The 25504-nt window shown below is 66.3% G+C and carries 26 protein-coding genes; 4 read left to right on the top strand and 22 right to left on the bottom strand.

Annotation, left to right across the window (positions count from 1 at the left end; all coding sequences use genetic code 11):
• Positions 1–4: 4 nt before the first annotated feature.
• Positions 5–718: a GntR family transcriptional regulator gene (locus ACNQPB_RS01140; RefSeq protein ID WP_498748401.1), complete on the top strand. Its 714-nt coding sequence runs from the start codon at positions 5–7 to the stop codon at positions 716–718.
• 103 nt (positions 719–821) lie between these two features.
• On the opposite strand, the gene ACNQPB_RS01135 is transcribed toward ACNQPB_RS01140, so the two are convergent.
• From ACNQPB_RS01135 to ACNQPB_RS01105, 7 genes are all read right to left on the bottom strand, one after another.
• Positions 822–1346: a flavin reductase family protein gene (locus ACNQPB_RS01135; RefSeq protein WP_498748400.1), complete on the bottom strand. Its 525-nt coding sequence runs from the start codon at positions 1344–1346 to the stop codon at positions 822–824.
• A gap of 1 nt (position 1347) precedes the next feature.
• On the bottom strand, positions 1348–1704 hold the full coding sequence (locus ACNQPB_RS01130) for a cupin domain-containing protein (protein WP_498748399.1): 357 nt from the start codon (positions 1702–1704) through the stop codon (positions 1348–1350).
• Between the two features lie 2 nt (positions 1705–1706).
• Positions 1707–3173, bottom strand: coding sequence for a 4-hydroxyphenylacetate 3-hydroxylase family protein (locus ACNQPB_RS01125; protein WP_498748397.1), 1467 nt, complete (start codon positions 3171–3173; stop codon positions 1707–1709).
• Positions 3170–3853, bottom strand: coding sequence for a DUF2848 family protein (locus ACNQPB_RS01120; RefSeq protein ID WP_498748396.1), 684 nt, complete (start codon positions 3851–3853; stop codon positions 3170–3172). The genes ACNQPB_RS01125 and ACNQPB_RS01120 overlap by 4 nt, the downstream gene beginning before the upstream one ends.
• A gap of 45 nt (positions 3854–3898) precedes the next feature.
• Entirely contained in the window at positions 3899–4720 is an 822-nt protein-coding gene (locus ACNQPB_RS01115; protein WP_498748394.1) for a carbon-nitrogen family hydrolase, read from the bottom strand.
• Positions 4721–4759: 39 nt separating this feature from the next.
• Positions 4760–5416 carry a GntR family transcriptional regulator gene (locus ACNQPB_RS01110; protein ID WP_498748392.1) on the bottom strand — a complete coding sequence of 219 codons (657 nt, stop codon included), beginning with the start codon at positions 5414–5416 and terminating at the stop codon, positions 4760–4762.
• An 80-nt stretch (positions 5417–5496) separates the two neighbouring features.
• Positions 5497–6897, bottom strand: coding sequence for an MFS transporter (locus tag ACNQPB_RS01105; protein WP_498748390.1), 1401 nt, complete (start codon positions 6895–6897; stop codon positions 5497–5499).
• 306 nt (positions 6898–7203) lie between these two features.
• On the opposite strand from ACNQPB_RS01105, the gene ACNQPB_RS01100 reads away from it, so the two are divergent.
• The gene (locus ACNQPB_RS01100) at positions 7204–8220 is read left to right on the top strand and encodes an asparaginase (protein ID WP_498748388.1); all 1017 of its coding nucleotides are present in this window, start codon (positions 7204–7206) and stop codon (positions 8218–8220) included.
• Between the two features lie 48 nt (positions 8221–8268).
• Positions 8269–8640 carry a sterol carrier family protein gene (locus ACNQPB_RS01095; protein WP_498749057.1) on the top strand — a complete coding sequence of 124 codons (372 nt, stop codon included), beginning with the start codon at positions 8269–8271 and terminating at the stop codon, positions 8638–8640.
• A gap of 72 nt (positions 8641–8712) precedes the next feature.
• On the opposite strand, the gene ACNQPB_RS01090 is transcribed toward ACNQPB_RS01095, so the two are convergent.
• The 15 genes from ACNQPB_RS01090 to ACNQPB_RS01020 all read right to left on the bottom strand — a co-directional run bounded on the left by ACNQPB_RS01090 (position 8713) and on the right by ACNQPB_RS01020 (position 24418).
• Complete coding sequence (locus ACNQPB_RS01090; protein ID WP_498748386.1) at positions 8713–10203, bottom strand: cation:dicarboxylate symporter family transporter; 1491 nt, start codon at positions 10201–10203, stop codon at positions 8713–8715.
• A gap of 258 nt (positions 10204–10461) precedes the next feature.
• The gene (locus ACNQPB_RS01085; RefSeq protein WP_498748384.1) at positions 10462–11190 is read right to left on the bottom strand and encodes a maleate cis-trans isomerase family protein; all 729 of its coding nucleotides are present in this window, start codon (positions 11188–11190) and stop codon (positions 10462–10464) included.
• A gap of 17 nt (positions 11191–11207) precedes the next feature.
• The gene (locus tag ACNQPB_RS01080; protein ID WP_498748382.1) at positions 11208–11522 is read right to left on the bottom strand and encodes a hypothetical protein; all 315 of its coding nucleotides are present in this window, start codon (positions 11520–11522) and stop codon (positions 11208–11210) included.
• 139 nt (positions 11523–11661) lie between these two features.
• Positions 11662–12423 (bottom strand): SDR family oxidoreductase, encoded by a 762-nt coding sequence (locus tag ACNQPB_RS01075; protein WP_498748380.1) that lies wholly within the window; start codon positions 12421–12423, stop codon positions 11662–11664.
• A 9-nt stretch (positions 12424–12432) separates the two neighbouring features.
• A complete protein-coding gene (locus tag ACNQPB_RS01070) occupies positions 12433–13158 on the bottom strand; it encodes an aspartate/glutamate racemase family protein (protein ID WP_498748378.1) in 726 nt (241 codons plus the stop codon).
• Positions 13159–13185: 27 nt separating this feature from the next.
• Positions 13186–14754 carry an NCS1 family nucleobase:cation symporter-1 gene (locus ACNQPB_RS01065; RefSeq protein WP_498748376.1) on the bottom strand — a complete coding sequence of 523 codons (1569 nt, stop codon included), beginning with the start codon at positions 14752–14754 and terminating at the stop codon, positions 13186–13188.
• A gap of 273 nt (positions 14755–15027) precedes the next feature.
• On the bottom strand, positions 15028–16323 hold the full coding sequence (locus tag ACNQPB_RS01060; RefSeq protein WP_498748374.1) for a hydroxymethylglutaryl-CoA lyase-like TIM-barrel protein: 1296 nt from the start codon (positions 16321–16323) through the stop codon (positions 15028–15030).
• Between the two features lie 19 nt (positions 16324–16342).
• A complete protein-coding gene (locus ACNQPB_RS01055; RefSeq protein WP_498748372.1) occupies positions 16343–17491 on the bottom strand; it encodes a sugar phosphate isomerase/epimerase family protein in 1149 nt (382 codons plus the stop codon).
• Positions 17488–18309: an ATP-binding cassette domain-containing protein gene (locus ACNQPB_RS01050; protein ID WP_498748370.1), complete on the bottom strand. Its 822-nt coding sequence runs from the start codon at positions 18307–18309 to the stop codon at positions 17488–17490. The genes ACNQPB_RS01055 and ACNQPB_RS01050 overlap by 4 nt, the downstream gene beginning before the upstream one ends.
• Positions 18306–19328: an ABC transporter ATP-binding protein gene (locus ACNQPB_RS01045; RefSeq protein WP_498748368.1), complete on the bottom strand. Its 1023-nt coding sequence runs from the start codon at positions 19326–19328 to the stop codon at positions 18306–18308. The genes ACNQPB_RS01050 and ACNQPB_RS01045 overlap by 4 nt, the downstream gene beginning before the upstream one ends.
• An 18-nt stretch (positions 19329–19346) precedes the next feature.
• Positions 19347–20219 carry an ABC transporter permease gene (locus tag ACNQPB_RS01040; protein WP_498748366.1) on the bottom strand — a complete coding sequence of 291 codons (873 nt, stop codon included), beginning with the start codon at positions 20217–20219 and terminating at the stop codon, positions 19347–19349.
• 2 nt (positions 20220–20221) lie between these two features.
• Positions 20222–21262 carry an ABC transporter permease gene (locus ACNQPB_RS01035; protein WP_498748364.1) on the bottom strand — a complete coding sequence of 347 codons (1041 nt, stop codon included), beginning with the start codon at positions 21260–21262 and terminating at the stop codon, positions 20222–20224.
• Between the two features lie 5 nt (positions 21263–21267).
• Entirely contained in the window at positions 21268–22848 is a 1581-nt protein-coding gene (locus tag ACNQPB_RS01030) for an ABC transporter substrate-binding protein (RefSeq protein ID WP_498748362.1), read from the bottom strand.
• A 179-nt stretch (positions 22849–23027) separates the two neighbouring features.
• Positions 23028–24269 (bottom strand): M24 family metallopeptidase, encoded by a 1242-nt coding sequence (locus ACNQPB_RS01025; RefSeq protein ID WP_498748361.1) that lies wholly within the window; start codon positions 24267–24269, stop codon positions 23028–23030.
• Positions 24266–24418: a hypothetical protein gene (locus ACNQPB_RS01020; RefSeq protein WP_498748359.1), complete on the bottom strand. Its 153-nt coding sequence runs from the start codon at positions 24416–24418 to the stop codon at positions 24266–24268. Before ACNQPB_RS01020 ends, ACNQPB_RS01025 begins: the two co-directional genes overlap by 4 nt.
• A 284-nt stretch (positions 24419–24702) precedes the next feature.
• Between ACNQPB_RS01020 and nboR the strand changes: the two genes are divergently transcribed.
• Positions 24703–25311, top strand: a complete 609-nt coding sequence (gene nboR / locus ACNQPB_RS01015; RefSeq protein ID WP_498748357.1) for a nicotine blue oxidoreductase — start codon at positions 24703–24705, stop codon at positions 25309–25311.
• The last annotated feature ends 193 nt before the right edge of the window (positions 25312–25504 follow it).

Raw genomic sequence — 25504 nt, 5'->3', positions numbered from 1 at the left:
GACGGTGAGCGAACTGCCGAAGTACTACGTCTACAAAATGCAGATCCTGGAGATGATCGCGGACCTGCCTCCGGGCTCCCTCATCCCCACGGAACGCACCCTCGCGCTGGACTTCGGCACCTCCCGCACCACCGTCCGCAAGGCCATCGGCGAACTCGTGGCCGAAGGCAAGCTCACGCGCACCCAGGGCTCGGGCACTTACACGGGCGGGCCCAAGATCACGCACGTGCGGCAGCTGACGTCATTCACCGAGGACGCGCAAGCGATCGGCTACACCCCGTCGTCGGAAATCCTGGACATCGAGCAGCTCCATGTTGACGGAAGCCATGCGGTTGAGGCCGAGCACATGCAGCTGGGGCCCGGGGAACCATTCGTGCGGGTGCAGCGCGTGCGCCTTGGCAACGGCGAGCCGCTCGGCCTGGAAACCGCGTGCATCCCGGGCAAGCTGGAGGGTTTCGACGAGCGGCTGCGCGAGCGCGGCTCGCTCTACGCCACCCTGCGCGAAGACTTCGGGATCCGGATCACTGAAGTGGAGGACGGCGTCGAGACCTACCTTGCGGGCCCCGAGGAGGCCAGGCTCCTCAAGGTCGAGATGGGCTCGCCGCTCCTGCGGATCGACCGCACGGGATTCGACGACGCCGGCAAGGTGGTCGAGTGGACCGTCGGCCGCTTCTGCGGGGACCGCTTCCGCTTCGTGGCGCGCACGCGGGCAGCTTGAGGCGGCAGTCCGCCGTCGGGAGTTAACACCATCAGGTTAAAAGCGACAGGCCGCCGCCCTTCCAGAAATCGGAAGGGCGGCGGCCTGAGCTGCGTCCGAGGCCCTAGAACGTCCAGGGCATCGCGTCGTGGTTGAAGTCGCGGAACGAGCCGAACTTGCCGGCGTTGAAGGCCAGGCCTTCGCCGTCCCGGTCGCGGCAGGAGACAACCTGGCCGAAGAACACCTGGTGGTCGCCGACGTCGTACTGGTGGACCACTTTGCACTCGGCCTGCGACAGTGCCCCGGCCACCACCGAGAGGCCGCCCTCCGTGGTGTCGAAGGACCCGGCTTCGAAGCGGGCTCCGCCGCGGGTGGCGAACTGCCGGGCCACAGCTTCCTGCTTGGCGCCGAGGATCGAGATGGCGAACTTTCCGCTGGCCAGCACGGCGTCGCCGGTGCGTGTGTTGAAGTTCAGCGAGATCATCAGGATCGGCGGGTCCAGGCTGATGGACGTGAGCGAGTTGATGGTCATGCCGTACTGCTCGCCGTCGTGCTCAGTGGTCACCACGGCCACGCCGGTGAGGAAGCGGCCCATGGTCCGGCGCATGGCCAGCCCGTCGGGCTCGGCGAAGACTGCTGGAGTAACCATGTCAGTTCTTTCCATCCTGGTAGTAGCGCACTTCGAACATCCTGGCTCCGTTCTCGGAGATCCACGGTCCGTGTTCCATGCCCGGCGGACGGGTGGCCCAGTCGCCGGCCTTGAAGGTCCTGCCCAGGCGCTGGTCCACGAAGGAGCCCTCGAAGATGAAGACCTCTTCCCAGAAATCGTGGGTCAGGGCGCCGTTGGGCGAAGTGTCCGTGCCCGGCTCGAACTTCAGGATCCGGGTGACGGAATCGTTGGAGTCATCCCGCGCCAGGATGGCCTCGGAGAGACCCTCGATGTGCGGATTGCACGGGGTGAACTCCACCGAGGAAGTGGGGGTGAATTCGAACTCCGGCTTTGCCATGGCTAGTTCTCCTCCTTGCGGCCGTCCACGTCGTAGCCGGCGAGGAACTCGTCCAGCTCGGCGACGTGCTTTTCGTAGCCGTAGTTGCGGTAGGTGTAGGCACCCTTCACCACGAACGGTGCGCCGGCGTAGAACAGCTCGTACTGCTGGTGGCGGCCGCCGAACTCGGTGCCGATGATGTCCCAGGCCAGGCGGAAGAGCTTGATGCGTTCCTCGCTGCTGACGTTCGGGGACGCAACGTACTTCTCGACGTCGGCCGCGGTCACCTCGCTCTTCATGTCCGCCACGCCGGAGGGCAGCTGGAGCACGCCGCCGCCGGCCAGGTCGCGGAGGATCTGGATGACGCGCGGGTAGGTCTCGGACTGCAGGCCCATGATGCCGTAAAGGGCACGCTTGCCCGGAACCAGCATGCCGGAATCGTCGGCTTCGGCGCTGTACTCGGCGGCGAGAAGGGCAGACTCGACAGAGGAGACCAGGGCGGCGAGCTCGCCGAGCTTCTCCTGGACGCCGGGGATCCGGTCCGTTCCGTTGACGGCGGCGATCTTGCGGGCGACGGCGGCGATGAACTGCAGCTTCACCGTCAGGCGGGTCTGCGCCTGCCAGTTGCCCAGGGCATGGGCGCCGGTGTCGAAGAACTGGCGGCGCAGGGTGTCGATGTTCCGGTTGATGAACACGCGGTCCCACGGCACCAGCACGTCGTCGAAGATCACCAGGGCATCGGATTCGTCGTAGCGGCTGGTGAGCGGGTAGTCGAACTCGCTCGTGGTGCTCGTTGCGTAGGGGCGGCGGCAGAGGAACTTCAGGCCCTTGGTGGCTGCCGGCAGCGCGAAGCTGATGGCGAAGTCCACATCGTCCGGGCCCAGCGGCTTGATGCAGGTGACGAACACTTCGTCGGCGATCGCGCCGCCGGTCGCGAGCATCTGCGAACCGCGCACGATCAGGCCCTCTTCGGTCTCCCCGACCACGCCCACCTGGATGTTGTCGCCCTCCCAGCCGGACGCCGTCGTCGCCCGCGAATACTGCGGCGGGATGATCGCGTAGGAGACGTACAGGTCCTCCCGCAGGATGCGCTCGTAGTAGCGGGTGAGGTTGCCGGCGTAGTCGCGTTCCTCGCTGGCGAAGACCTCCGGGTGCGCGCCGAAGGCGGCGAAGAAGGTGCCCACGTGGTCGGGGCTGCGGCCCACCCAGCCGTGGGTGTGCTTGGCCCAGCGCTCCACGGCCAGGCGGCGGAGCTTCAGTTCCTCGGCGCTGCGCGGGATGCTGAAGACCCGGTTGGCCGTGCCACCGATTTCCTCGCTGTGGTACTGCATGCCGTTGGTCGGGTCCGCGGCGATGTCGAAGAGCTCGGCGATGGTGCGGGCCACGTTGCGGAATGCGGGGTGTTCGGCGACGTTGTCGACAACCGCGCCGTCAATCAATACCGTGCGCCCGTCGTTGAGCGTCTTGATGTACTCGTCTCCGGTCCTCATGACTGCTGTCCTTTCGTGATGATGTACGTGTGGTCGAGGGTGTTTCCATTGGGGAAGGTCAGTTCGATGCGCCATTCGCGCCCGTAGATGAACTCGCCGCCGATCACCGGCAGGGTTCCGCCGAGGCAGACGAAGTCGCCGTCGCCGATGTCGGTGCGCTCCAGGAGCAGCCCGACGACGTTGGCCGGCGTGCGGAGTCCGTCCAGCGTGCCGTCCTGGTACAGGCGGCCGTCCACCCAGCTGCGGGCGCGGCACTCGTCCAGCGAGAGGCTTTCGAGTTCGGGGATCGCGACGACAGTGCCGGCCACCGGTTTGGGGCAGGCCCGCTTCGAATCGCCGATGTCGAAGGTTTCGACATGCCGGTCCGTGTGGTCCGAGGCGATGCCGAGGTAGTAGCGGCCGCCTTGCCGGATGTAGAGCGGCTCGATCTCGCCGGAGGTCTTCTCCCCCGCGATGTCCAGCGCCCCCGCCGGGCTGACCGTGACGCTTTCCACGGGATAGAACATGGGTACGGCGGGCGGCGGTGCCACGCCGATGGCGGCGAGTTCGTCGATGTGGTGCTGGACGGCGGCGGCGTCGCGGCCGGTGTATCCGGCGACGACGGCGGTGAAGTCGGTGAGCTCGATCGTCTCACCAGTGCCCGCGACGTCGAACGCCAGCGTTTCGGTGTTTGTCTTCATGGGTGGGTCTTTCCTGTTTGCTTCGTGCTGCTCAGTAGTTCAAAGTCAGTGGGCCAGGCCCGAGTAGTCCGGGAGGCGGTCGGCGATGACCGGGAATTCGCTGCGGACGGCCCGCACCGCGGCGGGGTCGATGCTCGCGCGGAGCACTTCCTCACCGCCGCCGGCCTCGGCGATGAGGCGGCCGGCGGGGTCGACTATGCGGCTGGTGCCGCCGAGTTCGACGCCTTCCTGGACGCCTGCGGCGTTGCAGGCGAGCACGAAAACCTGGTGTTCGATGGCGCGTGCGGAGGTCAGCAGGCGCCAATGCTCCCGGCGGGCGGCCGGCCAGGCGGCGGGAACCACCACGATTTCTGCACCCCGGACGCTCAGCTCGGACCACAGGCCCGGGAAGCGCAGGTCGTAGCAGGTGGTGCCGGCGATCTGGCCGAACGGAGTGCCGGCCACGGGAAGGGAGTCGCCGGGGGTGAGCAGTTCGGCTTCGAGGGATTTGTAGCCGAAGACGTGGAGCTTGGAGTACTTGTGGGCCACGTTGCCCTGCGGGTCCACCAGCACGGAGGTGTTGCGGAGTACCGGTGCGTCCGCCGTGCCGTTCTTCCCGGCCCCGGCGGCGCGTTCGACGATGCTGCCGACGTGGACGTAGCTCTGCAGCTCCCTGGCCACGGCGGCGCACATTGCCACGGTGGGCCCGTCAACCGTTTCGGAAAGCTCCGGGTACTGGTTGAAGTGGAAGTAGCCGGCGCTCCACAGCTCGGGCAGGACGATCAGGTCCGCGCCGCGCTGTTCGCGCAGCAGGGCCTCCGCCCGCTCGATGCGTTGGGCCTGCGTCTCGTTGTCCGGGCTGGACAACTGGACGAGAGCGATGTCCATGTGGTGCTCCTGGTTTCTCGGGGCTGTTCCCTGACGGGTTCAGCGTTGAATGCGTGTGGGTATTGCTTTGAGGACGGTGAGGGTGGAGTCCAGGTGGTTCCGGACCGCGGCGGAGGCCCGCTGCGAATCCTGGCTGCGGATCGCCTCGACGATCGCACGATGTTCCTCCACCACGTGGTCGCTGCGGCCGTGGCTATCCTGGACGGCTTTGACGCCCATGCGCTGCTGCTTGAAGCGCTGGGAATCGTAGAGCTCCTCCAGGGCGGGGTTCCCGGCTGCGTGCACGATCTGCTTGTGGAAGCTGATATCCCACTCGATGAAAGCCACCGGATCCGCGAGGCTTTCCTCCTGGGTGTGCAGGAGTTGTTCGAGTTCCGGTCCGAGGTACCCGTTGGCGGTGACCTTGCGGACCGCCCAGTCCTCGATGACCTGGCGGACCTCCATCATGCTTTCGATGTCCTGCGCGGTCAGGGCCGGAACGTAGGCGCCCTTGTGCGGGACCCTGCGCAGCAGCCCGGCCCCCTCAAGCCGGAGGAGGGCTTCACGCACCGGGGTCCTGGAGACTCCGGCGGCTTCGGCAATGGCATTCTCGCTGAGGAAGGCTTCCTGGTCCCAGGGCAGGGAGGAGATCTCCTTGCGCAGCCAAAGGTAGGCGGTTTCCGGTGCCGTGGGAGCCGGCTTCTGGAAGATGCTCACGTGTTCCTCGATTCTGAATGCCTCAAACTGGACTGGTGGCCGTCCGTGGCGGCGGTTGGCCGCCACGGACAGTGCTTACATCATGACTGTGCCACCTTCTGGGCGGACGTGGGGTCGGTCTCCTGCCCGGACGTGGGGTTTCCGCCCGGCGGGTCAAGATCGCTGAGCTTGATGTCCTTGGTCTCCTTGGCAAAGGAGACGGACAGGATGGAGATCAGGCCCATGCCCACGAGGTAGAGGGCGATTGCCTGCCCGGTGCCGAATGCCTTGTAGAGGGCCAGGGCGATGATCGGCGAGAGCGAACCCGCGATCAGGGAGGCCACGTTGTAGGCCACCGAGGTGCCGCTGTAGCGGACCTTCGTGGGGAACAGTTCGGAGAAGAAGGCACCGATCACCGAGCTGTACGCGGCGAAGATCAAGAGCCCGCCGACGGCCGCCAGGATGATGGCCAGGGGCTGCCGGGTGTCCAGCAGGGCGAAGAAGGCGAAGCCCCACACCACGGTTGCCGCGGACGCGGCGATCATCATGGGCTTGCGGCCGATCCTGTCCGCGAAGATTGCCAGCAGCGGAATCGCCACCACTGCCACGCCCTGGCCGATCATGACGGCGGTGAGGCCGGTCTGCCTGTCGATCTTGAGGATGTCCGTGACGTAGGTGATCAGGAACAGGGAGTAGATGTAGAAGCCGGCGTTTTCACCCATGCGGCTGCCGGTGGCGATGAGGATCTCGCGCCAGTTGCCGCGGAAGAGTTCCGCCAGCGGCAGCTTGGCGCTCTTGGCGTGCTCGACGTCGGCATTGGCCTGGGAGGCCTGGAACAGCGGGGTTTCCTGGACGTAGAGCCGCAGGACCAGGCCGATGATCACCAGCAGGGCCGACAGGCCGAAGGCGATCCGCCAGCCCCAGGCAAGGAATTCCGCCTGCGGCATCGTCGCCGAAAGCACTGCCAGGACGCCGGCCGCCATAAGGTTGCCCAGCGGTGGGCCGACGTTCGGCCAGGAAGCCCAGAAGGCGCGCTTGGTGCTGTCATCGCTGTACTCCGAGACCAGGAGCACGGCGCCGCCCCATTCGCCGCCGAGGGCAAAGCCCTGCACGAGCCGCAGGAGCAGCAGGATCAGGGGTGCAGCAACGCCGATTGAAGCGTACGGCGGGATCAGGGCGATGAGGGCCGTGGCGGCGCCCATCAGGAGGAGGCTGGCCACCAGGGTGGACTTGCGGCCGTGCTTGTCGCCGAGATGGCCAAGGACGATCGCGCCGAGGGGACGTGCGATGAAGCCCGCGGCGAAGGTGCCGAGGGCAAGCATGGTGCCGACAAAAGGATCGGCGACGGGGAAGAACAGCTTGTTGAAGACCAGTGCGGCTGCGGTGCCGTAGAGGAAGAAGTCGTACCACTCCACGGCGGTGCCGGCGAGGCTGGACGCAGCCACGGCAGGGAGCGAAGTGTGCTTGCGCACCACCCGGTCCTTTTCAAACACATTGCTCATTAGGGAAGTCCTCGATGTGAACGGAACAGCTCGAATTGAACGGAACATTGTTGGCGGTTCGCCGGGATCTTCGCTCGGTGCGCACCCGCGCGGATCCAGGCTGCCGGACGTCTCGACCGCTTCCGTGATGTGTCTCACCGGAAGCTGTATAGAAACTGTAGACTAGTTGTATACAGCTTGTCTACAGGAGATTCCCGACGGCGGTCCGCGCCCTCCGCCGAGCGGCCCCGGGCGGGCCCCAGCGCCCAGTCCGCTCCCAAACTTCGCTGCGCTCAGTTCGGGGCCCTCGCGGACTAGGCTTAGCTCATGCCCACGTCTCCGCAGGAAACCTTCGCGGCCGAGTCCGCCGTCGAGCTGGCCGTCATCGAACGCAGCGGCTTCATTGAATCGCGGCACATCGGCTCGGCCGTGGTCCTGGCCGGAGACGGCAGCGTGGTGGAGGAACTGGGCGACATCACCACCCCCATCTATGCCCGTTCCACCCTCAAGCCGTTCCAGGCGCTGGCTTCCATGCAGTCCGGCGTTCCGCTGCGCGGCGCCCAGGTGGCCCTGGCCTGCGCCAGCCACACAGGGTCCTTGGACCACATGGACGTGGTGGAGGGCATGCTCAAGGCCGCAGGCGTCCGCGAAGAACAGCTGCAGTGCCCGGCGGCGTGGCCCCAGGACGAAACCGCCCGGAACTGGCTGGTCCGCTCCGAGCGGGGCAAATCCAAGCTGGCATTCAACTGCTCGGGCAAGCACGCGGCATTCCTCTGGGCCTGCACGGAGAACGGCTGGGATACCCGCAGCTACCTTGAGCCGAACCACCCTTTGCAGCAAAGGGTCCGCGCGGTGATCGAGGAATACAGCGGGGAATCCATTGCGCACTTGGGCATCGACGGCTGCGGCGCTCCCGTGGCGGCGCTGTCCCTGACCGGACTGGCCCGCGCCTACTCGCGGCTGGCAAAGGCGCCGCGGGATCCGAACTCGAACGCCCGCGCGGCGACCATTGCCACCTCCATGCTGGATTACCCCTGGGCGGTCCAGGGCCGGGGCGAGGCCAACACCGTGATCATGGACGACCTGGGCATCCTTGCCAAGATCGGCGCCGAAGGCGTCCTCGTGCTCGCCACACCAACCGGCGCCACCGCGGCCGTCAAGATGCTGGACGGCAACCTGCGCGCCACCAGCTTGGTGGGCCTGACGCTGCTGGCGGTGAGCGGCGCCGTCGACGTTCCGGAGGTCTCCAGCGTGCTGGAGAAGGTGGTGGACCCGGTGCTGGGCGGCGGACATCCGGTGGGCCGCATCCGCCTCGGCAAGGCGCTGCTGTCCCTGCTGGACTGAATACACCGCAAATTGAACACACCGCAAATGACAGGAAAGGCTTCGACCATGGCCGTTGCCCGCCGTCGGGTACCGCTCGAGGAAGGCCGCGCCGCCCTGGCGGCATGGCAAAGCCGCGGCGAAGGGGATGCCCCCCTGCCGCGCAACACACTCGCGGCGGCCGTCCGCTACACCCTCGAAGAGCTCACCGCCCGTGCCCCCGGCAACTCGGTGGAGGTCCGCGTGCCGCCGTTCGGCGTCGCGCAGTGCGTCGAGGGGCCCCGCCACACCCGCGGCACGCCGCCGAACGTGATCGAGTGCGACGCCGCCACCTGGCTTGCCCTGGTAAGCGGCCGGCTGGCCTGGCCGGACGCCGTCGACGCCGGCCGGGTCGCCGCTTCAGGGCTGCGCGCCGATCTCTCGGAGCTGCTGCCGTTCTAGCCGGAATGCAAAAAAAGGCGGCGGTTCCGGTAAGCCGGAACCGCCGCCTTTCTTGCATCAGAGCGAGGACGATCAGTCGGGTGAAATCGGCGATTCCTCGCGCTGGCCCGGCCGGCTCATCTCAAAGCGCGGAATGTCGCCGGAGGCCGGGCCGCCGCGGAACTTCGGGGAGGGCTGCTGGCCTTCGCTGAGGCGTTCGAGTTCCTGCTTCTCGAAGACTTCTTCCTTGCCCAGCATGATGGCGGAGTCCTCGTTGGTGATTTCACCGCGGAAGGCGCGGACCATGACGCTGCGGTCGAACTGGCCTTCCCACTTGGCCACGATGAACGTCGCCACGCAGTTGCCCATGAGGTTGACCACCACGCGCATGGAGTCCATGAGGCGGTCGGCGCCCAGGAGGAGTGCGACGCCGGCCACCGGGAAGATGCCGAGTGCGGCCGCCGTGGCGGACAGGGCCAGGAACGAGGAGCCCGGAACGCCGGCCATGCCCTTGGAAGTCAGGAGCAGCACGCCGAGTGCAGCCAGCTGCTGGCCGAGATCGAGGTGGTGGCCGAAGGCCTGGGCCAGGAACAGCAGCGAGATGGACAGGTAGATCGCGGCGCCGTCGAGGTTGAAGGAGTAGCCGGTGGGGACCACCAGGCCGGTGGTGGCCCGGGAGCACCCCGCGTTGGTCAGCTTGGTCATGATGCGCGGCATCACGGCTTCCGTGGATGCGGTGCCCAGGGCGAGGAGGAATTCCTCGCGGGTGTATTTCAGGAACTGCCACAGGGGAACCCGGGCGAAGGTCCAGGCCACGACGAACAGCAGGCCGATGAAGATGATCGCGGCCCCGTAGCAGGCGGCGATCAGCAGGGCGTAGGTGCCCAGCGTGTCCAGTCCGTACTGGCCGATGATGAACGCCATGGCGCCGAAGGCGCCGATCGGGGCCACCTTCATGATCCAGGACATGATCTTGAAGATCAGTTCAAGGACGGTCTCCATGAGGCTGATGACCGGCATGCAGCGCTGGCGCCCGATCACCACGATGGCCGCGCCGAAGAATACTGAGAAGAACAGCACCTGGAGCAGGCTGTTGTTGGCAAAGGCGCCGATCACGCTGGTGGGGATGACATCGAGCAGGAAGCTGGCCGCATCCTTCGGGACCGCGTGGCCGGTCTTGGCGTCCACGGCATCCTGGGACAACGTGGCCGGGTCGATGTGCAGGCCCGCACCGGGCTGGACGATGTTGCCGACAATCAGGCCGAATACCAGGGCGAAAAGGGTCGCTGCCGTGAAGTAGAGGAGGGCTTTGACCCCGACCCTTCCGACCGCCTTGACGTCGCCGACCGCGGAGATACCCGTGACGATCACGAGGAAGATCAGCGGAGCGATGATCATCTTGATGAGTTGAATGAATCCATCGCCCAAGGGCCGGAGGGTGGAGCCGATGTTCGGCCAGAAATGGCCTATCAGCACACCTGCGACGACGGCGATCAGAATTTGGAAGAAGAGCGACTTGTACAGTGGCTTCTTCTTCTGCGGGGCCGAACTCGCCTTCAGCGCCGCGGAGTCTGGGATCTTCATTGATCTGAACCAATCATTCGGGACATCCCCAATTTCGGGGCTGATTTCAATGTAACGAGCCTCACACAATTCCGCAAGGGGGAAATTAATTTCCATTTTATGAAAGTTTTGGTATCCCAAAAAATCCGGGCGCCAGGGCTGCGTACCGACGAACCACAGCCCCCAACCCTGACTCCGGGCACGACAAACACCCCCGGGATTCCCGGGGGTGTTGCAGGCACCGCTTCAGTTTTCGAGCCCTGCTACATCAACGCCCGGCTACCTCAGCGCAACGGGCGCGCCGTCGCGGAGAAGGCAACCGAAGCCCTCCACGGGCACGTCTCCGAGCAGGCGGAGCGCGCCCCACAACGTGGCCGCGATGCTGTCGAAGACGGGGATTCCCAGCTCCTCCTCCAGGCCCTCGACGACGGATGCGCCGTCAGCGTTGGTGCAGAGGATTGTGGCGGCGTCCGCCTTTCCTGCGACCTTCCGGACCCCTTCGGCCAGGGTGGCCCCGGGGATCCGGGCGAAGGCCCGGTTCTCTTCGATGCCAAGGTGTGATTCGGCAACCACGTAGACGCCGCAGGCGGCATACTCCGCCGCGATCCGCGCATTCACCTCGGCGGTGTACGGCGTGGCCAGGCCAAGCTTGGCGACCCCGTAGGCCCGGCAGGCTTCCAGCAGCGAAAGGGTGGTACTCGTTGACGGCACCCCGGAGATCCGGGAAAGGTTGTCGCAGATCTCCCGGTCGCGCTGGACTCCGAGCCAGGAACCGCTGCTGGCGTTCCACACGACAGCGTCGACCCCGGCGTCTGCCAGCTGGCGCGCCGCCGTCGCCATCCCTTCGCCGCCGAGTCGCGAACTGAAGCCCGGATCCGCGATATCCACCCGCGCAAAATGCACCGAGACGCCGGGAACCTGGCCGAGAAGCCGGTAGGTCACCGGCTCCACGCAGGTATTCGACGTCGGGACGACCATGCCGATCCGCAGGATCTCACCCGCGCCCATGCCGCTCCTTCGGGGCATCAGTTTGCTCCGGGGCGCCCGCGGCCCACAGCACTTCCGACGGCCTGGATCTCGGGGACAGCCCTGGCCCTGCCGGCGGCCGACCGCCGCAGGGCAGTCAGAGCGAAAGCCATCGCGGCGAAGGCCGGCATGGCCAAGCGGAGCAAGCCTTCACCGGACGCCAGGAAAGGCGCCCCGGCAACAGCCATGAAAAGGAAGGCCGAAACACCTGCGACGGCGGTGCCGAGGATTCGGAGAAAACGCGGCCTGAACAACCGCCTGACGCTTTGCAGGGCCTGGCTCGCCTGGGCGGCGGCAGCGACTGGGATCTTCATTGATCTGGTCCAATCCGTTGGGAACGGCCCCAGGATTCGGGGTGGGATCAAATGTAATCCGCCTCACACTAATTCCGCAAGGGGGAACTGCAATTCCACAATGCGAAATTTCACAGGCGCCCGCGACCGGCCGAACGGCTCAGCCTCGCCCGATGAACGGCATCCCCGAAGCGGTCACCAGCAGCGAGCCGACATTGGCCGAGGCCGGCATCCCGGCCATGAGGAGCACCGCGCGGGCGGCGTCCTCCACCGGGAACATGGGTTCCACGCGGCGGCTGCCGTCGGCCTGCAGCGCACCGGAGCCGACGCCGATCGTGTCCATGATCTCGGTACGGGTGTTGCCGATGTCGATCTGGCCGCAGCTGATCCCGTACGGGCGCCCATCCAGATCGATGCTCTTTGTCAGCCCGCTGATGGCGTGCTTGCTCACTGTGTAGGCCACCGAGAGCGGCCTGGGCGAATGCGCGGAAATGGAGCCGTTGTTGATGATGCGGCCGCCCTGCGGTTCCTGTGCCTTCATGGTGCGGACCGCCTCCGCGGCGCAAAGCATCGCCCCGGTGACGTTGATGGCCAGGGTGCTTTCCCATCCGGCCAGGTCCATTTCGTCCACGCTGCCCGAGGGGCCGAAGATGCCGGCGTTGTTGAAGAGGACGTCCACCCTCCCCCAGCGCCGGCGGGTCTCCTCGAAAAGATGCGCGACGCCGTCGGGCAGTGTCACGTCGCAGGGCACCACGAGCGCCTGGGGATGGCCGGCAGCGGTCTCCTTGAGGGGAGCGTCCCGCCGGCCCGCCAGGGCCACCGACCAGCCTTCGGCAAGCATGAGCCGGGCGACCGCACGCCCGATGCCGGAACCGGCTCCGGTGACGACGGCGACACGCGGGGTCTGTGCTGTTTCACTCATACCTGAACCCTATGCGCCGGCAATGGGCCAGCCCACGACCGTCTTGGGCCGCGGCGCAGCATAGGTGCGCACCTTCGAGGTGGAGAGGCCCAGCCGGACCAGCGACTCGGCGATGGTCACCGCGGCGGCCACGCCGTCGACCACGGGCACGCCGCAGCGCTGGCGGATCTGCTCGTCAAGGCCCGCCATGCCCCCGCAGCCGAGGACGATCACCTCGGCCTTGTCGTCGCGGACGGCACGCTCTGCCTGTTCCACGATCGCTTCCACCGCACGGTCCGGGTGCTCCTCGAGTTCCAGGACGGCCATGCCGCTGGCGCGCACGGAGGCGCAGCGGGCATCGAGGCCTGCCAGCTTCAGGCGGTCCTCAATGAGCGGAACGGCGCGGTCCAGGGTGGTGACCACGGAGTACTTGTGGCCCAGGAACATCGCCGTGCTGGCCGCGGCCTCGGTGATGTCCACGACCGGGACGTCGAGGAGTTCCTGCAGGCCCTCGCGGCCGTGCTCGCCATAGCCTGCCTGGACAACGGCGTCGTACGGTTCCGGGTAGCTGAGCACCTTGTCCATGACGGCGATCGCAGCGAGGTAGCTTTCGAAGTTGCCTTCACAGGAATCGGCACCGAAGCGGGGTGTCAGCCCCACGATTTCGGTGCCCGGCGCGGCGGCGGCCGCCGCCTGGGCTGCGATGGAATCAGTCATGGTTTGGGTGGTGTTCACGTTGGCGACAAGGATGCGCATCGTTTTTCCTCTCGGCAAGCGGCGTTCTTAGTGGGTGCTGACGACGGCGATCGGCTCGCCGGAGACGTCGTCGTGGTTCTGCTTCCGGTCCGAGAGCAGATAGTACGCAATGGCGGCCATGCCTGCTCCGAAGAACCAGGCGAACGGCGCAACGGCTTCCAGTGCCGGGACGAAGGCAATCAGGATGGCGACGGCAGCGGCGGGGATCATGGCGGCGATCGCCCTGGGGTTCACGCCCTTCTTGTAGAAGTAGGGGCTGCCGGGAGCGTCGCTGTAAAGCGCCGGAACGTCCACCTTGCCGCGGCGCAGGAGCCAGTAATCGGCCATGACCACGCCGAACAGCGGGCCGAGGAGGGCGCCGAGGCCGCCCAGGAAGTACACGATCACCAGCGGGTTGTTGTAGAGGTTCCACGGCAGGATGACCAGCCCGATGGTGCCGCTGACCCACGCGGCTTTGCGGAAGTCCAGGTGCTTCGGGAAAAGGTTGGTCAGGGCGTAGACCGGGGCCACGAAGTTCGCCATCAGGTTCACGGCGATGGTGAGGATGAGGACCGCGAGGCAGGCCAAGACCAGCAGGAAGGTGTTGGGAATGCTCTGGATGATCTGCGAGGGGCTCTCGATGACGGTGCCGTTGATCTTGTACTGGCCGCCGGCCAGGACCACCACGATGGCGCCGAAGACGAGCATGTTGATCGGGAGGCCCCAGAAGTTGCCGCGGACGATCGATTTCTTGCTGACCGAGGAGCGGGTGAAGTCGCAGAAGTTCAGCACGAAGGTGCCGTAGATGGAAACCCACAGGGCACCGCCGGCGAAGATGGTGCGCCACATCTCGCCGCCTTCAAGGCCCTTGATCCCGGTCCACTGGATGGAACCGTGCGCCTCGAAGAAGATCCAGGCTGCCAGGAGCACCATGGTGACCAGGATGACGGGGCCGGCAAAGGCCTCGTACTTGCGGATCATTTCCATGCCGAAGCTGACGATGATGAGCTGGATGATCCAGAGCGCAACGAAGGTCAGCCAGCCCAGCGTGGACAGGCCCAGGATCGAGTTGCTGTCCAGGTCCTTCAGGCCCGGGATCATGGCCACGAGCATGACGCGGAACACCACGGAGGCCAGGAAGGTCTGGATGCCGAACCAGGCCACTGCAACGGCGCCGCGGATGAGGCTTGCAAGCTGCGCGCCGCGGATGCCGAAGCTGATGCGGCTCATCACCGGAAAGGGCACGCCGGTCTTGTATCCCATGAAACCGGAGAAGCTCAGGAGCGCGAACAGCAGCGCCGCACCGACGCCGAGGGCCACCAGGATCTGCCAGCCACCCAGTCCGAGGGAGAACAGGCCCACCGCGAAGGCGTAGTTGCCGAGGCTGTGGACGTCATTGGCCCAGAGGGTGAAGATGCTGTAACTGGTCCAGCGCCGCCCCTCCTTCTTGGTGGGGGCCAGATCCAGGTTGTACAGGCTGGGGCTGATGGCGCGGCCCGCCGCCGTGGAGGCTGCTTCGCACAGGGCTTCATTGCCCGCCGCGGGATGAACGGAACCTTTGGGCAACAGCGCCTGTTCCGGAGCCGATGCGTTGCCGACCGGGGATGTCGAATTCATCGTTGGTCTCCACTTCTAAACGTTACTTCACAGGAAGTTCCGCCACGGCTGAACGGCTCTTCGCCGAGCAATTCCATATGGCGGAATCAGATTTTTGAATGGTGAAATAACGATATGATCCCGGTCACCCCTCCGTCAAGGTGAGCCAGACCTCACCGTGGTCACAATCAAGCCTCGGGCCTCCTTCACGTCCGGCCGGAAAGGGGCATGCCCGGCCTCAACGGGACCGGGCATGCTGGCTTCCGACTTTCCTGCGGTGTGGTTGTCACCCCCTCATCGCTGGCTCACTTGGCGCGAAAAGTCCACCGTCTCCTGGCACACGGCCGAGGCCTGCTCGGGGGTCAGCCAGCGCGGGTACTCCGGGATCGCGTCGATGGCATCGTTGAGGGCCTTGTAGACGGATTCCACTTCCCCTCCATTGAGCTCAAGGCCCAGGTTGGCGGCGAGCTGGCGCACCATGGCGCGGGTGCTCAGGCGGTCCCAGACCCAGCGGATGTCGGCGCCCACCACGTCCGCGTGGAGGCAGCCGGAGATCGGCGGGAAGGTCCGGACACCGTCCCGCAAGGAGCTGAGCACGTCCGCGGTGGTGCTCTTCAGGTAGGCGTAGCCTCCGGTCACCGGCTTGAGGGCAGGGTTCGGGAGGCCGGTCTCCCGGTACACCAGGTCCGAAAGTGCCTGCAGGCCGGACAGCTTGATGCCGGTGTCCACGCCGTAGAGGACCTCCAGACTGGTGGCAACCTCCTCCAGCGGCGGGAAGCCACAGCGGTAGGAGACCCCGTTCACGGAGACATCGGGCCCTGCGCCCGCGGCGGCGGCCGCGATGGCCCCTGCTGTTCCGAGGCCGAAGTCGTCATGCACGTGCATGGTCAGCGGCACTTCGGTGGTGAGGCGGGAACGGAAGCGTCGGATGAACACCCGCATGGCCTCCGGGCTCAGGCTGCTGGTGGAGTCCATGAGATCGATCCTCTTGGCACCGAGGGCCACAGCCTCGTTGGCCACGCGCATCATGCTGTCGAAGCCCCGCCGGCCGGCCTGGGCCAGGGTGACGGTCCACTCCAGGCCGGAGGAGGTGGCGTACTCCACCACCTCGGCCAACTGGCGCAGCTGCCGGGCTTCGCTCTCAGGGGACGACGCCTCCACGATACCCGGTGCGATGACCTTGGCGCCGATGGACAGCAGGAGATCCACGGTGGAACGTGGGTCGATGCGCGGAGTGCCCTCGCCGTTGCCCAGCAGGGTGTCGGCATAGACGTTGCAGGTGAAGGCGAAGCCGCCGGCCAGGACTTCCCGGACCATTTCCAGTTCCCGGGCATTGGGGGTGTCGTCGCCCCACCAGTCCAGGTTGAGGCTCTCGTCCTTGATGCCGATGTCTTCCAGCGCCTGGGCGATCCTGAGGAAACCGTCGATGGTTGTCTGGGCCCCGGCCGTGTAGTTCGTCTTGCGCAGCGTGCTGTCTATCAGGCCCAACGGCTTGGGGAAGTCGAAGTCGCGGGTGACCTCGTCGTCGAAGTTCACGGGGCTGACCCAGTGGCTCCCCTCCAGCCGGTATTCGCGGTTGGGGTTGATCATGGTGTGTCCTTTGCTGAAATCAGTGGCCGGCGGTGGCGGTCTCCGCCAGCGGAGTGTGCAGGGGGAAGCCGGCATCGCTGATGATGGACCGGGCCATGCGGGCGCCGGTCTTGATGCATTCCACGGCCTCGGCATATTCGTAAGGCTGGGTGAGGTAACTCCGCCAGTCGGCCACCTCGCCGGAGGCGACCCGCTGCTCATAACGGTGGATCATGTCCAGGTAGGCAGCCAGCTCCTCGACCGTCAGGTCCGGGTGGCCCTTCAGGAACTCCGGGTGGAAGGCCTCGATCACCCGCGGGCGCTGGCTCGGGGCCTTGTCCAGATAGGACTGCGGGTTCTCGATGGTGACATTCATGGCCGGGTTGGCGGCCACGATGATCGGCAGCACAGCGGCGAAGTCCACCACCCCCTCACCGTACGGCCGCAGCTGGTGGACCAGGCCGCCGTCGTCATGTGCCACATAGGCATCTTTGAGGTGCGTCTGCCGGACGTACGGCGCAACGCGCCGCGCCGCGAACACAGGGTGTTCCATGCGCTGCAGGACGTTGGCGGTGTCGTAGACGATGCCCGTCACGTCCGGGCCCACAGCCTCCACAAGGCGGACCAGTTCGAAGCTGGTGATCTCCTCGTGGGTCTCCAGGTTCATGTGGATGCCCAGGTCCCGGGCGATGGGGGCCAGCCGCTTGAGGAACTTCTCCGTCGCAGCCAGCTGGTCGCTCCAGTCCACATCGGTGCGGAAACGGTCGTAGGCGAAGCGGCCGAAGTAGGAGCCCTTGAAATTGGCCGTCGCCACCCACAGCTCACGGCAGCCGATGGCGGCACTTGCCTCCATCATCCGGCGGAAGCCGAGCACGATATCCCCGCCTCCGATGGCCCGCAGCTCGGGGGCCTCCGGATTGGCGTAGGGGTTTACCTTGCCCAGGCCCGTCTCCAGGTACAGGTCCAGCTCATCGGCCCGCTGCCGGATCTCCTGCAGTTCAGCGGAGTCCAGGGTGGGGCTCATGTCCAGGACGGTCCGGAAGAACAGGCCGTCCATGCCCAGCTCGTGGGCGTGGGAGACGGTGGCCAGCGGGCCGCGCTTGGCGGATTCCGGAATCTTCTTGCCGTCGACCCCGACGCGGACGCGGTGGGTCTGGGTTCCGGCGGAACCGTTGACGTCGGTCATCATGCAACCTTCTCGTTGATTCGTTCCAGCGCGCGCTGGCGGGCGATGGTCGGGTTGGGGTTCGGTACGGCGGCCAGCAGGGCTTTGGTGTACGGGTGCGACGGCGCCGCCAGCACCTGCTCGGAGGGGCCTTCCTCAACGATCTGGCCGGTCTGGATGACGGCCACCTGGGAGCAGATCTGCCGCACCACGGCGAGGTCGTGGGCGATGAACAGCACCGTGAAGCCAAGCTCCTCCTGCATGTCCTGCAGCAGGTTGAGCACCTGGGCCTGGACCGATACGTCCAGGGCGGAGACCGGCTCGTCGCAGACCAGGAGCTTCGGCCCTACCGCGAGCGCCCGGGCGATCGCGATGCGCTGGCGCTGGCCTCCGGAGAAGGAGCGCGGGTACCGCTCCAGGTCGCGGGTGCTCAAGCCCACCATGGTGAGCAGTTCCGCAGCCCGCTCGCGGCGTTGCGCCCTCCCGGAGGCGAGCTTGTGGACCAGGAGTCCCTCGCCCACCAGCTGCTCCACGGTCATGCGCGGATTCAGGCTGGAAGTGGGGTCCTGGAAGACGAACTGGACCTCACGCCGGATCCGCTTGAGCGTGTCCCCCTTGGCTTCGGGGATGTTGATGCCGTCGTAGGTGATCGTGCCGCTCGTGGGCTTTTCCAGGCCCATGATGCTCTTGATGATGGTGGTCTTCCCGGAGCCGGATTCCCCCACGAGGCCGGTGATGGTTCCGGACTCGACCGTGAGATTGATGTCCTTGAGGGCCCTTACGGGCTCCCGTCCGAGGGCGTGGAAGGTCTTGCACACGTCACGCAGTTCAAGGAGGCTCATGATCCTTGTTCCTTTCCGGAGTCGCCGTAGAGGTGGCAGGCCACGACTCCGCCGTCGGGCGAGGGACGGAGTGCCGGCGATTCCACGAAGCACAAATCGAACGCCTTGGGGCACCGCGGGTTGAACGCGCAGCCGGTGGGGCGGCTGAGGGGGTGCGGCGGCGCCCCCGGGATGGTCAGCAGGCGCGGGACCGTCTGGTCGATGCGCGGCACCGCCTGGAGCAGCCCTTGGGTATACGGGTGGGCCGGGTTGCTGAAGAGCGAGTCCACCGTGGCCTCGTCCACCTTGCGGCCGGAGTACATGACCGCCACGCGGTCCGTGAACCCGGCCACCGTGCCGAGGTCGTGGGTGATCAGGAGCACGGCCAGGCCGCGTTCCTTCGAGACCTTGTCCATCAGGGTGAGCACCTGCTCCTGGACGCGGACGTCCAGGGCGGTGGTGGGCTCATCCGCGATGATGAGGGACGGCTCGGAGATGAGCGCCATCGCCAGGACGACCCTCTGGCGCATGCCGCCGGAGAACTCGTGCGGGTAGGCCCTCATGCGGGACTCGGCGTTGGCCACGCCGAGCTCCTCCAGGACGGACTTGGCCCGGCGCTCGGCTTCGGCGCGGTTCACTCCGGCGATCCGGAGCGGCTCCATCACCTGTTCCCCGATGGTCATGAGCGGGTTGAGCGCGCCCATGGGGTCCTGGAAGACCATGCCGATCTTGTGCCCGCGGACGGCGACCATCTGCTTCTCATTGAGCTTCAGGAGGTCCTGTCCCTGGAAGTCGACGGTTCCGGAAAGCCGGAAGTCAGGGTCCAGGCGCATGATGGCACGGGCCGTGACGGACTTTCCGGAGCCCGATTCGCCGACGAGGGCCACCCGGTCGCCGGGGGCCATGTCCAGGCTGAAACGGTCGACGAGGCGCACGGCGAGTTCGTCGGACCCTGCCTCGATGGTGAGGTCCCGCACGGACAGCAGGACGCCAGGTTCAGGACGGCGTCCGCCGGTCTGTTCTGCTGGGGTGTTGGTCATAGTTTTCATTTTCCGGTCCTACCGTTTGCGGAGTGCAGGATTGAAGCGGACCTGGAGGATGTCACCCAGGAGGCCGAACGCCGTCGCCGTGATGGCGATGGCGATGCCGGGGGTGAACGCCGCCCACCATGCGGTGGCGATGACACCCTTGGCGCTGGTCACCATGGCGCCCCATTCCGCGCTCGGGGGCTGTGCGCCCACGCCCACGAAGGAGAGGCCACCGAGGATCAGGATCGTGTTGCCCACGTCGCCGGCCCATTTGACCACCAGGACGTCCAGGGAGTTCGGAAGGACGTGCCGGAGCATGAGCCGGGTCCGCGAGACGCCCAGGACACGGGCGTTCTCGACGAACGGCTGGCTCATGGTTTCCTTCATGACGCCGCGCAGCACGCGGGCCGTGACAGGCCAGCCGGTGAGGATCATGGCGATGATCGCCGAGCTGAGGCTCGGACCGAGGGCGGCGGCGACACCGAGGGCGAAGATGATCGGCGGGAACGCCAGGGCGGCGTCGACGATGCGCATCAGGACTTCGTCCGCCCACTTGCCGCCGAGGGTGGCCAGGGTTGCCACCAGGACGCCCACGAAGGAAAAGCCTGTGACGATTGCGACGGCGGACAACAGGGAGGACTGTGCGCCGGCGATGATGCGCCAGAAGACGTCGCGGCCCTGTTCGTCGGTGCCGAGCCAGTGTGCGCTGCTCGGCGGAGCGAGCGCGCTCAGGATGTCGGAGCGGTAGACCATTGCATCCGGGGCGATCAGGGGCCCGACGACGGCGAGCAGCAGGAGGAGCGCCACCACGGCCGGGACGACCAGCTGCATGCCTGGGAGCCCGCTGATGGCGCGGCGCCAGTTCCGTCGCTCGGGGGCGAATACGGGAAGGGTTGCGGCCACGGTCATGCTCCTAACTGGCCGGCCCGCAGGCGCGGGTCACGGATCAACTGCAAGATATCTACGACGAAGTTCGAGACGACCACCAGCGCACCGATGACGAGGACTCCGCCGAGGACTGCGAAGGTGTCCTTCTGGCCCACGGCGTTGGTCAGGTAGGAGCCGATTCCCACCAGGCCGAACACGGACTCCACCAGCACCGCGGCACCCACCATGGCTCCGAACTGGATGCCGACCAAGGTGATCGAGGGACCGATGGCGTTGGGCAGCACGTGCTGCATGACCAGCTGCCGCCGGGGGACACCCTTGGCACGGGCGACAGTGAGGTGTTCACGCGCCAGGACCTGGATGAGCTCGGCCCGCAGCATCCTGTAGAGCTGTGCCCCGAAGGGCAGGGCGAGGACGACGGCCGGCAGGATGAGGTGTTGGAGACCATCCCAGGCGGCCAGGGGGTTCCCGGCCAGGAGGGAGTCCAGCACCACGGAACCGGTCCGGGTCGGTACGTGCATGCTGCGGGACAGGCGCCCCGAGATGGGGAACAGCTGTGCCTTGGTGCCCAGCCCGTACTGCAGGAGCAGGGCGAGCCAGAAGGTGGGGAGGCCGGCGCTCACGATCACGAGGATCTTGAAGGTGTAGTCGGTCTTGCCGTCCCGGTGCAGGGCCGAGACCGTGGCCAGCGGGACCACCACGGTGACCACGATGAGCACGGCGAGCAGGACCAGTTCGATGGTCTGGGGCAGCACCTGCTGGATGCCTTGGGTGACCGAGACGTGGGTGGTGATGGATGTTCCCAGGTCGCCGTGCAGGAGGCGGCCGATGAAAGCCACGAACTGCACGGGGATCGGCTGGTCGAAGCCCAGGCTGTGGCGGATCGCTTCCACCTGTTCGGTGGAGGCGTTCTCACCTGCGGCCACGCGGGCTTCGTCGCCCGGGATGAGCTTGACCATCATGAAGACGAAGGCACTCAGGCCGACCAGCGTGATGAAGGAGGACGCAGCCTTTCTCAGCAGGAAGACTGCCGTCTGCTGTTTCGGGTTGTTGGCCACTTTTGTCACCCCACCCGGACGTTGAAGTAGGACATCGGGGTGGCCGACCAGTCGAAGACGATGCCCTTGAGGTCCTTGCGGTAGCCCACGGGGAACGTCACTTGGTAGAGGTTCGCGGAGACGGAGTCGGACGCAACCTGGGTTTCGACCTGCTTGTAGACCTCGCAGCGCTTGGTCGGGTCGGAAATGGTGCGGGCCTGTGCCAGGAGGCCATCGACTTTCGGGTTGGAGTACGCGCCCTTGTTGGTGCTGCCGATGTTCTTGGAGTTGTACAACTTATCCAGGCTGGCGCCGGGATCCGGGGTCAGGATGTAGTCGTTCAGCAGCATCAGGGACGGGATGGTGGACGGGCTGGAGAGCGTCTTCAGGTAGTCCGGGTAGGCGATCGGCACGAGGTTCACAGTCACTCCCAGGTCCTTCAGATTGGACTGGAAGAGCGTGGCGAGCTGGGTCTGCACGGAGTCGACGGACTGGTAGCGGAGCTCCAGGGGCTGGGATCCGAGGCTGGCCAGCAGCTGCTTGGCCTTGTCCTTGTCCTGGGCCGACGGTGCGGAGTTCTCCGGACGGCAGGTGAAGGCGTCGGAGATTGTGCCGGAGGAGATGGCGCCGTTGCCGTTGAGGATCTTCTGGAAACCGCCCGCGTAGTCAAAGGCCAGCTTGAGGCCCTCGCGGACCTGCGGGTTGGCTGTGGCGCCGGTGGAGGTGTTGAAGAACAGCTGGGTCTGGCCGGAGGTCTTGAGGAAGGCGACATCCACGTTCTCCCCGCCCTTCAGTGCGGCGGCGTCGACGGCCGAGATGCCGAATGCGACGTCTACGTTGCCGGCCTTCAGTTCGTCACGTTCCGTGGCGCTCTCATCGATGCGGCGGAAGACGATCTGCGTGGGACGCTTCTCGTCGAAGGCCCAGTACTTGTCGTAGCGGGCGACCGTGGCGCCGTCGGCCGAAGAGGTTCCGGTGCCCTGGAACGGGCCGGTCCCGGCTTCGTGGGACTGCAGCCAGCCCTGGGCGTCGTCAGAGCCTGCGTTCTTGGAGACCACGTCGGCCTCCATGATGTAGACGTTGGCCAGCCCGTTGATGAAGAAGGCGTTGGGGGCCTTGAGGTTGACCACCACGTGCTTGTCGTCCACCACCGAGGTGGACGCGTAGCCCTGCAGCTGGGATGCGACGCCCTGGCCGAGGCGGGCGTACCGGTCGAAGCTGAACTTGACGTCCTTGCCGGTGAGCGGGGTGCCGTCGTGGAAGGTCACGTTGTCGCGGAGGGTGAAGGACACCGACTTGGCGTCGGCCGACACCTTGAACTCGGTGGCGAGGGCGCCGACCATGGTGTTCTTGGCATCGAACTTCACGAGCGGCTCGTAGACGACGTTGTCAACCATGTTGGTCTGGGCGTAGTCGGAACGCAGCGGGTCCATGGTGTTGAACTCGTGCTTGAACGCGGCGACGATCGACGTTGCACCGCCGCTGGCGTCGCCGCCACCGCCGCCGGCGCCACCTGCGGTGCAGGCCGTCAGCATCGACGCAACGAGGGGAACGGTCAGGATGGCCGCACGGCCGATGGTCCGTGAGCGGTGGGAATTTGAGATCATTTGGGGGCTCCTGGGAGACTTTTCAGTGGGGTTCTGAGGGGTTGAGCGGCACGGAGATGCTGCTGTTTTGTTGTCGCCGAACAGGCGGGTCCTTGGGGCAGGTCCGCTGAGCGAAGATGTTCTTTTGTTGGTTCCGGCGGGTCGGGGCGCCTTCGATCCTGACCCGCCGGGTACGGGGATCAGAGTTCCCAGATTCCGCGGGGGGACTCGGTGATCCATTCGGCGCCGTCTTCCGTCACAAGGGCCATGTCGCCGGCGACGATGCAGCCCAGTCCGGGAACGGTGAAGTTCGGGTGGACTTCGATGACCATGTTGGGTTCGATCAGAACGCCGTCGGGGTCGAGTGACTTGTCCCGGAGGGGGTTCAGGTCCCGGGCCATGCCGGGCTCGACGTAGCTGAGGCCGAGTCCGTGGCAGCTTTGGAATCGGAAGGGGTCTGTCTCCCTTGTATAGGGAGCGTGCTGCGCGTACAGCTCCTCGATGACGTCGATGACGCGGTGCAGTGGCTCACCGGGGCGCATTGCCGCGAGGGCGGCGTCCTGGATGTTCAGGAGGATCTCGCCGTACTCCGCGAGCTCCCGGCCCGGCGTTCCCCTGACTCCCATCCTGAGGCACTGGCCGAAGTATCCTTCGTAGGCCGTGGTGGTGCCCATCTGAACGCGGTCACGCGAGGTGACCTCCGTGGGCAGTTCCATGAACTCGAAGTACGTGGTGGGAGGAGCCTCTCCCACGGACAGCCAGCAGTTGGCCAGATCGGCGCCGAGGAGCCGGCCGGTGTGTTCGATCTCCGCCATGATGGAGGGACCGGAAGCTCCGGTGCGGGTCGACTCCGCGAAGGCGGCCGCGACCATCGCGTCGGAGATCTTCGCGGAGATGCGGAACATGTCCACCTCCTCCGGTGCCCGGGTCAGGCGCAGGCGGTCCAGCAGGGCGTCCGCGGCGACGGTTTCGTAGCCGCCAAGTTCCTGCTCCACCGCGAGGTAGCTCGCGTGGTTCAGCTCATCGGTGCCGATAAGGCCCACCCGGGATCCGGGGGTGATCCCCGTGTCCGACAGGAACCTCGCGGCGGCGCCCGGGTGGGATCGTTGCTCGCCGGCCTGGATGATCTCTCCCAGCCAGCTGGAGCGCAGTCCGAACTCGCGGGTTTCGTGGTTGCCGAAGGTCAATACGGCCGCGCCCGATGCAGTGAGCACGACGGTGGAGGGGGTCGGCTTGGAGGCGAATCCCGCCAGGTACTGGACGTATCCGGTGGTCCGGGTCCGGGAGCCCAGCAAACGTGGGCTGGCGAAGACCACCAGGGCGTCGATGCCCTGGGCCTTCAGCGCGGCGCGGACCCTGGCGATGCGTTCCTTTAGGACAGTGACGGGAAGCTTGGCAGTGAAGCGCTCCAACACCGTGGCAGCGCTGTTCTGCGGGGTCATTCGATACCGTCCAGGGTGATCCCGGGGCGGGTGGATTCGGTGCCATTTCTGGCGATCAGTGCTGGGGAAACGCGGAGCGGAATGAACGTCGCTCCCGTCTCCCATAGCGCCGAGCTCGCCTTCGGCGCTGCAGAATCTGAAATGTTCATGATTCAGAGCCAATCTGTCTTCGTTGACGTCCCAGTGAGGGGTGGATTCAATGTAAGCCTCATCACATTTTTCCGCAAGAGAGAATCTAAATTTCACATAGCGAAATTCTTACCCTGCGAGAAACAGACCGGCCCGGGCACGCCAGAAGCGCGGATTTCCGCGGAGGGACCCTGAATACTCGCCGCCGGATCCTGCCTGCCCCTGCACGCCGCGGGCATTCTCGACGATTGTGACCGGCGGCAGGTACGGTCACAATCGGTGCCGCCGGGGATAAGGTGTCCACATGAACGGCATGTCCGAAACGGTCACGATCGGCGTCCTGCTCGCCGCTGGCGCCGGGACACGGCTCGGCCTAGGCCCCAAGGCGCTCCTGCCGTTCCGCGACCGGACCTTGGTGGAAGTGCTGGCCGATGTGCTGCTCGACGGCGGCTGCGGTGAGGTTATTGTGGTGCTCGGCGCCGAGGCGGACACCGTACGTTCCCTGCCCGGCCTCGCGCGCCACCGGACTCTTGAGAACCCCCAATGGCACGACGGCATGGCCAGCTCCTTCCGGACAGGGGTCGCTGCCGCGGCCGCCGGTACCAACGTGATGGTGGCCCTGGTTGACCAGCCGGGCCTGAGTCCGCAGGTGGTTGCGCGGCTGCTGGCCAGGCACCGCCCGGGCCGTGTTACCGCCGCCGCCTACCCGGACCTCTCGGGCGCCCTCCGCCGGGGACACCCGCTGATCATCGATGCCGCCTTGCGCGGGCAGGCGGCGGAGTCCGCGGCCGGCGACGTCGGAGCGCGGCACTTCCTCAAAGCCCACCCCGGGTTGGTGGACCTGGTGGATTGCGGCGACCTCGCCGACGGCGGGGACGTGGACACCAAGGCGAACCTCCACCTGCTGGACTGAGTTCCCGGACGGTTTCCCCAGCGCTTTTAAAGCAGTCTCCAGAGTCATTGAAAGTCATTGACAGCACCCTTCCCGGGGCCTACCTTGAACCCGTCACAAGAGTCTGATCCCTTCCGACAGGTCTCAGTCGGCTGGCCCCCACGAATGAGTGCTTTTGGCTAACCTTCGGAGTATTTGAGCGGCGCACGAAGCC

Source organism: Curtobacterium sp. LFS079 (assembly GCF_047977865.1).
GTDB lineage: Bacteria > Actinomycetota > Actinomycetes > Actinomycetales > Micrococcaceae > Arthrobacter.
The sequence above is the reverse complement of the archived record's forward strand: the minus strand, read 5'-3'. Positions and strand labels throughout refer to the sequence as shown.

Coding starts and splice junctions, on each gene's coding strand:
- ACNQPB_RS01030 (WP_498748362.1), bottom strand. CDS start 22,848: ATGATCTCAAATTCCCACCGCTCACGGACCATCGGCCGTGCGGCCATC.
- ACNQPB_RS01135 (WP_498748400.1), bottom strand. CDS start 1,346: ATGGTTACTCCAGCAGTCTTCGCCGAGCCCGACGGGCTGGCCATGCGC.
- ACNQPB_RS01095 (WP_498749057.1), top strand. CDS start 8,269: ATGGCCGTTGCCCGCCGTCGGGTACCGCTCGAGGAAGGCCGCGCCGCC.
- ACNQPB_RS01020 (WP_498748359.1), bottom strand. CDS start 24,418: ATGAACATTTCAGATTCTGCAGCGCCGAAGGCGAGCTCGGCGCTATGG.
- ACNQPB_RS01080 (WP_498748382.1), bottom strand. CDS start 11,522: ATGAAGATCCCAGTCGCTGCCGCCGCCCAGGCGAGCCAGGCCCTGCAA.
- ACNQPB_RS01125 (WP_498748397.1), bottom strand. CDS start 3,173: ATGAGGACCGGAGACGAGTACATCAAGACGCTCAACGACGGGCGCACG.
- ACNQPB_RS01070 (WP_498748378.1), bottom strand. CDS start 13,158: ATGCGCATCCTTGTCGCCAACGTGAACACCACCCAAACCATGACTGAT.
- ACNQPB_RS01130 (WP_498748399.1), bottom strand. CDS start 1,704: ATGGCAAAGCCGGAGTTCGAATTCACCCCCACTTCCTCGGTGGAGTTC.
- ACNQPB_RS01085 (WP_498748384.1), bottom strand. CDS start 11,190: ATGGGCGCGGGTGAGATCCTGCGGATCGGCATGGTCGTCCCGACGTCG.
- ACNQPB_RS01045 (WP_498748368.1), bottom strand. CDS start 19,328: ATGACCAACACCCCAGCAGAACAGACCGGCGGACGCCGTCCTGAACCT.
- ACNQPB_RS01055 (WP_498748372.1), bottom strand. CDS start 17,491: ATGATGACCGACGTCAACGGTTCCGCCGGAACCCAGACCCACCGCGTC.
- nboR (WP_498748357.1), top strand. CDS start 24,703: ATGAACGGCATGTCCGAAACGGTCACGATCGGCGTCCTGCTCGCCGCT.
- ACNQPB_RS01060 (WP_498748374.1), bottom strand. CDS start 16,323: ATGATCAACCCCAACCGCGAATACCGGCTGGAGGGGAGCCACTGGGTC.
- ACNQPB_RS01115 (WP_498748394.1), bottom strand. CDS start 4,720: ATGGACATCGCTCTCGTCCAGTTGTCCAGCCCGGACAACGAGACGCAG.
- ACNQPB_RS01120 (WP_498748396.1), bottom strand. CDS start 3,853: ATGAAGACAAACACCGAAACGCTGGCGTTCGACGTCGCGGGCACTGGT.
- ACNQPB_RS01065 (WP_498748376.1), bottom strand. CDS start 14,754: ATGAATTCGACATCCCCGGTCGGCAACGCATCGGCTCCGGAACAGGCG.
- ACNQPB_RS01075 (WP_498748380.1), bottom strand. CDS start 12,423: ATGAGTGAAACAGCACAGACCCCGCGTGTCGCCGTCGTCACCGGAGCC.
- ACNQPB_RS01100 (WP_498748388.1), top strand. CDS start 7,204: ATGCCCACGTCTCCGCAGGAAACCTTCGCGGCCGAGTCCGCCGTCGAG.
- ACNQPB_RS01090 (WP_498748386.1), bottom strand. CDS start 10,203: ATGAAGATCCCAGACTCCGCGGCGCTGAAGGCGAGTTCGGCCCCGCAG.
- ACNQPB_RS01050 (WP_498748370.1), bottom strand. CDS start 18,309: ATGAGCCTCCTTGAACTGCGTGACGTGTGCAAGACCTTCCACGCCCTC.
- ACNQPB_RS01025 (WP_498748361.1), bottom strand. CDS start 24,269: ATGACCCCGCAGAACAGCGCTGCCACGGTGTTGGAGCGCTTCACTGCC.
- ACNQPB_RS01105 (WP_498748390.1), bottom strand. CDS start 6,897: ATGAGCAATGTGTTTGAAAAGGACCGGGTGGTGCGCAAGCACACTTCG.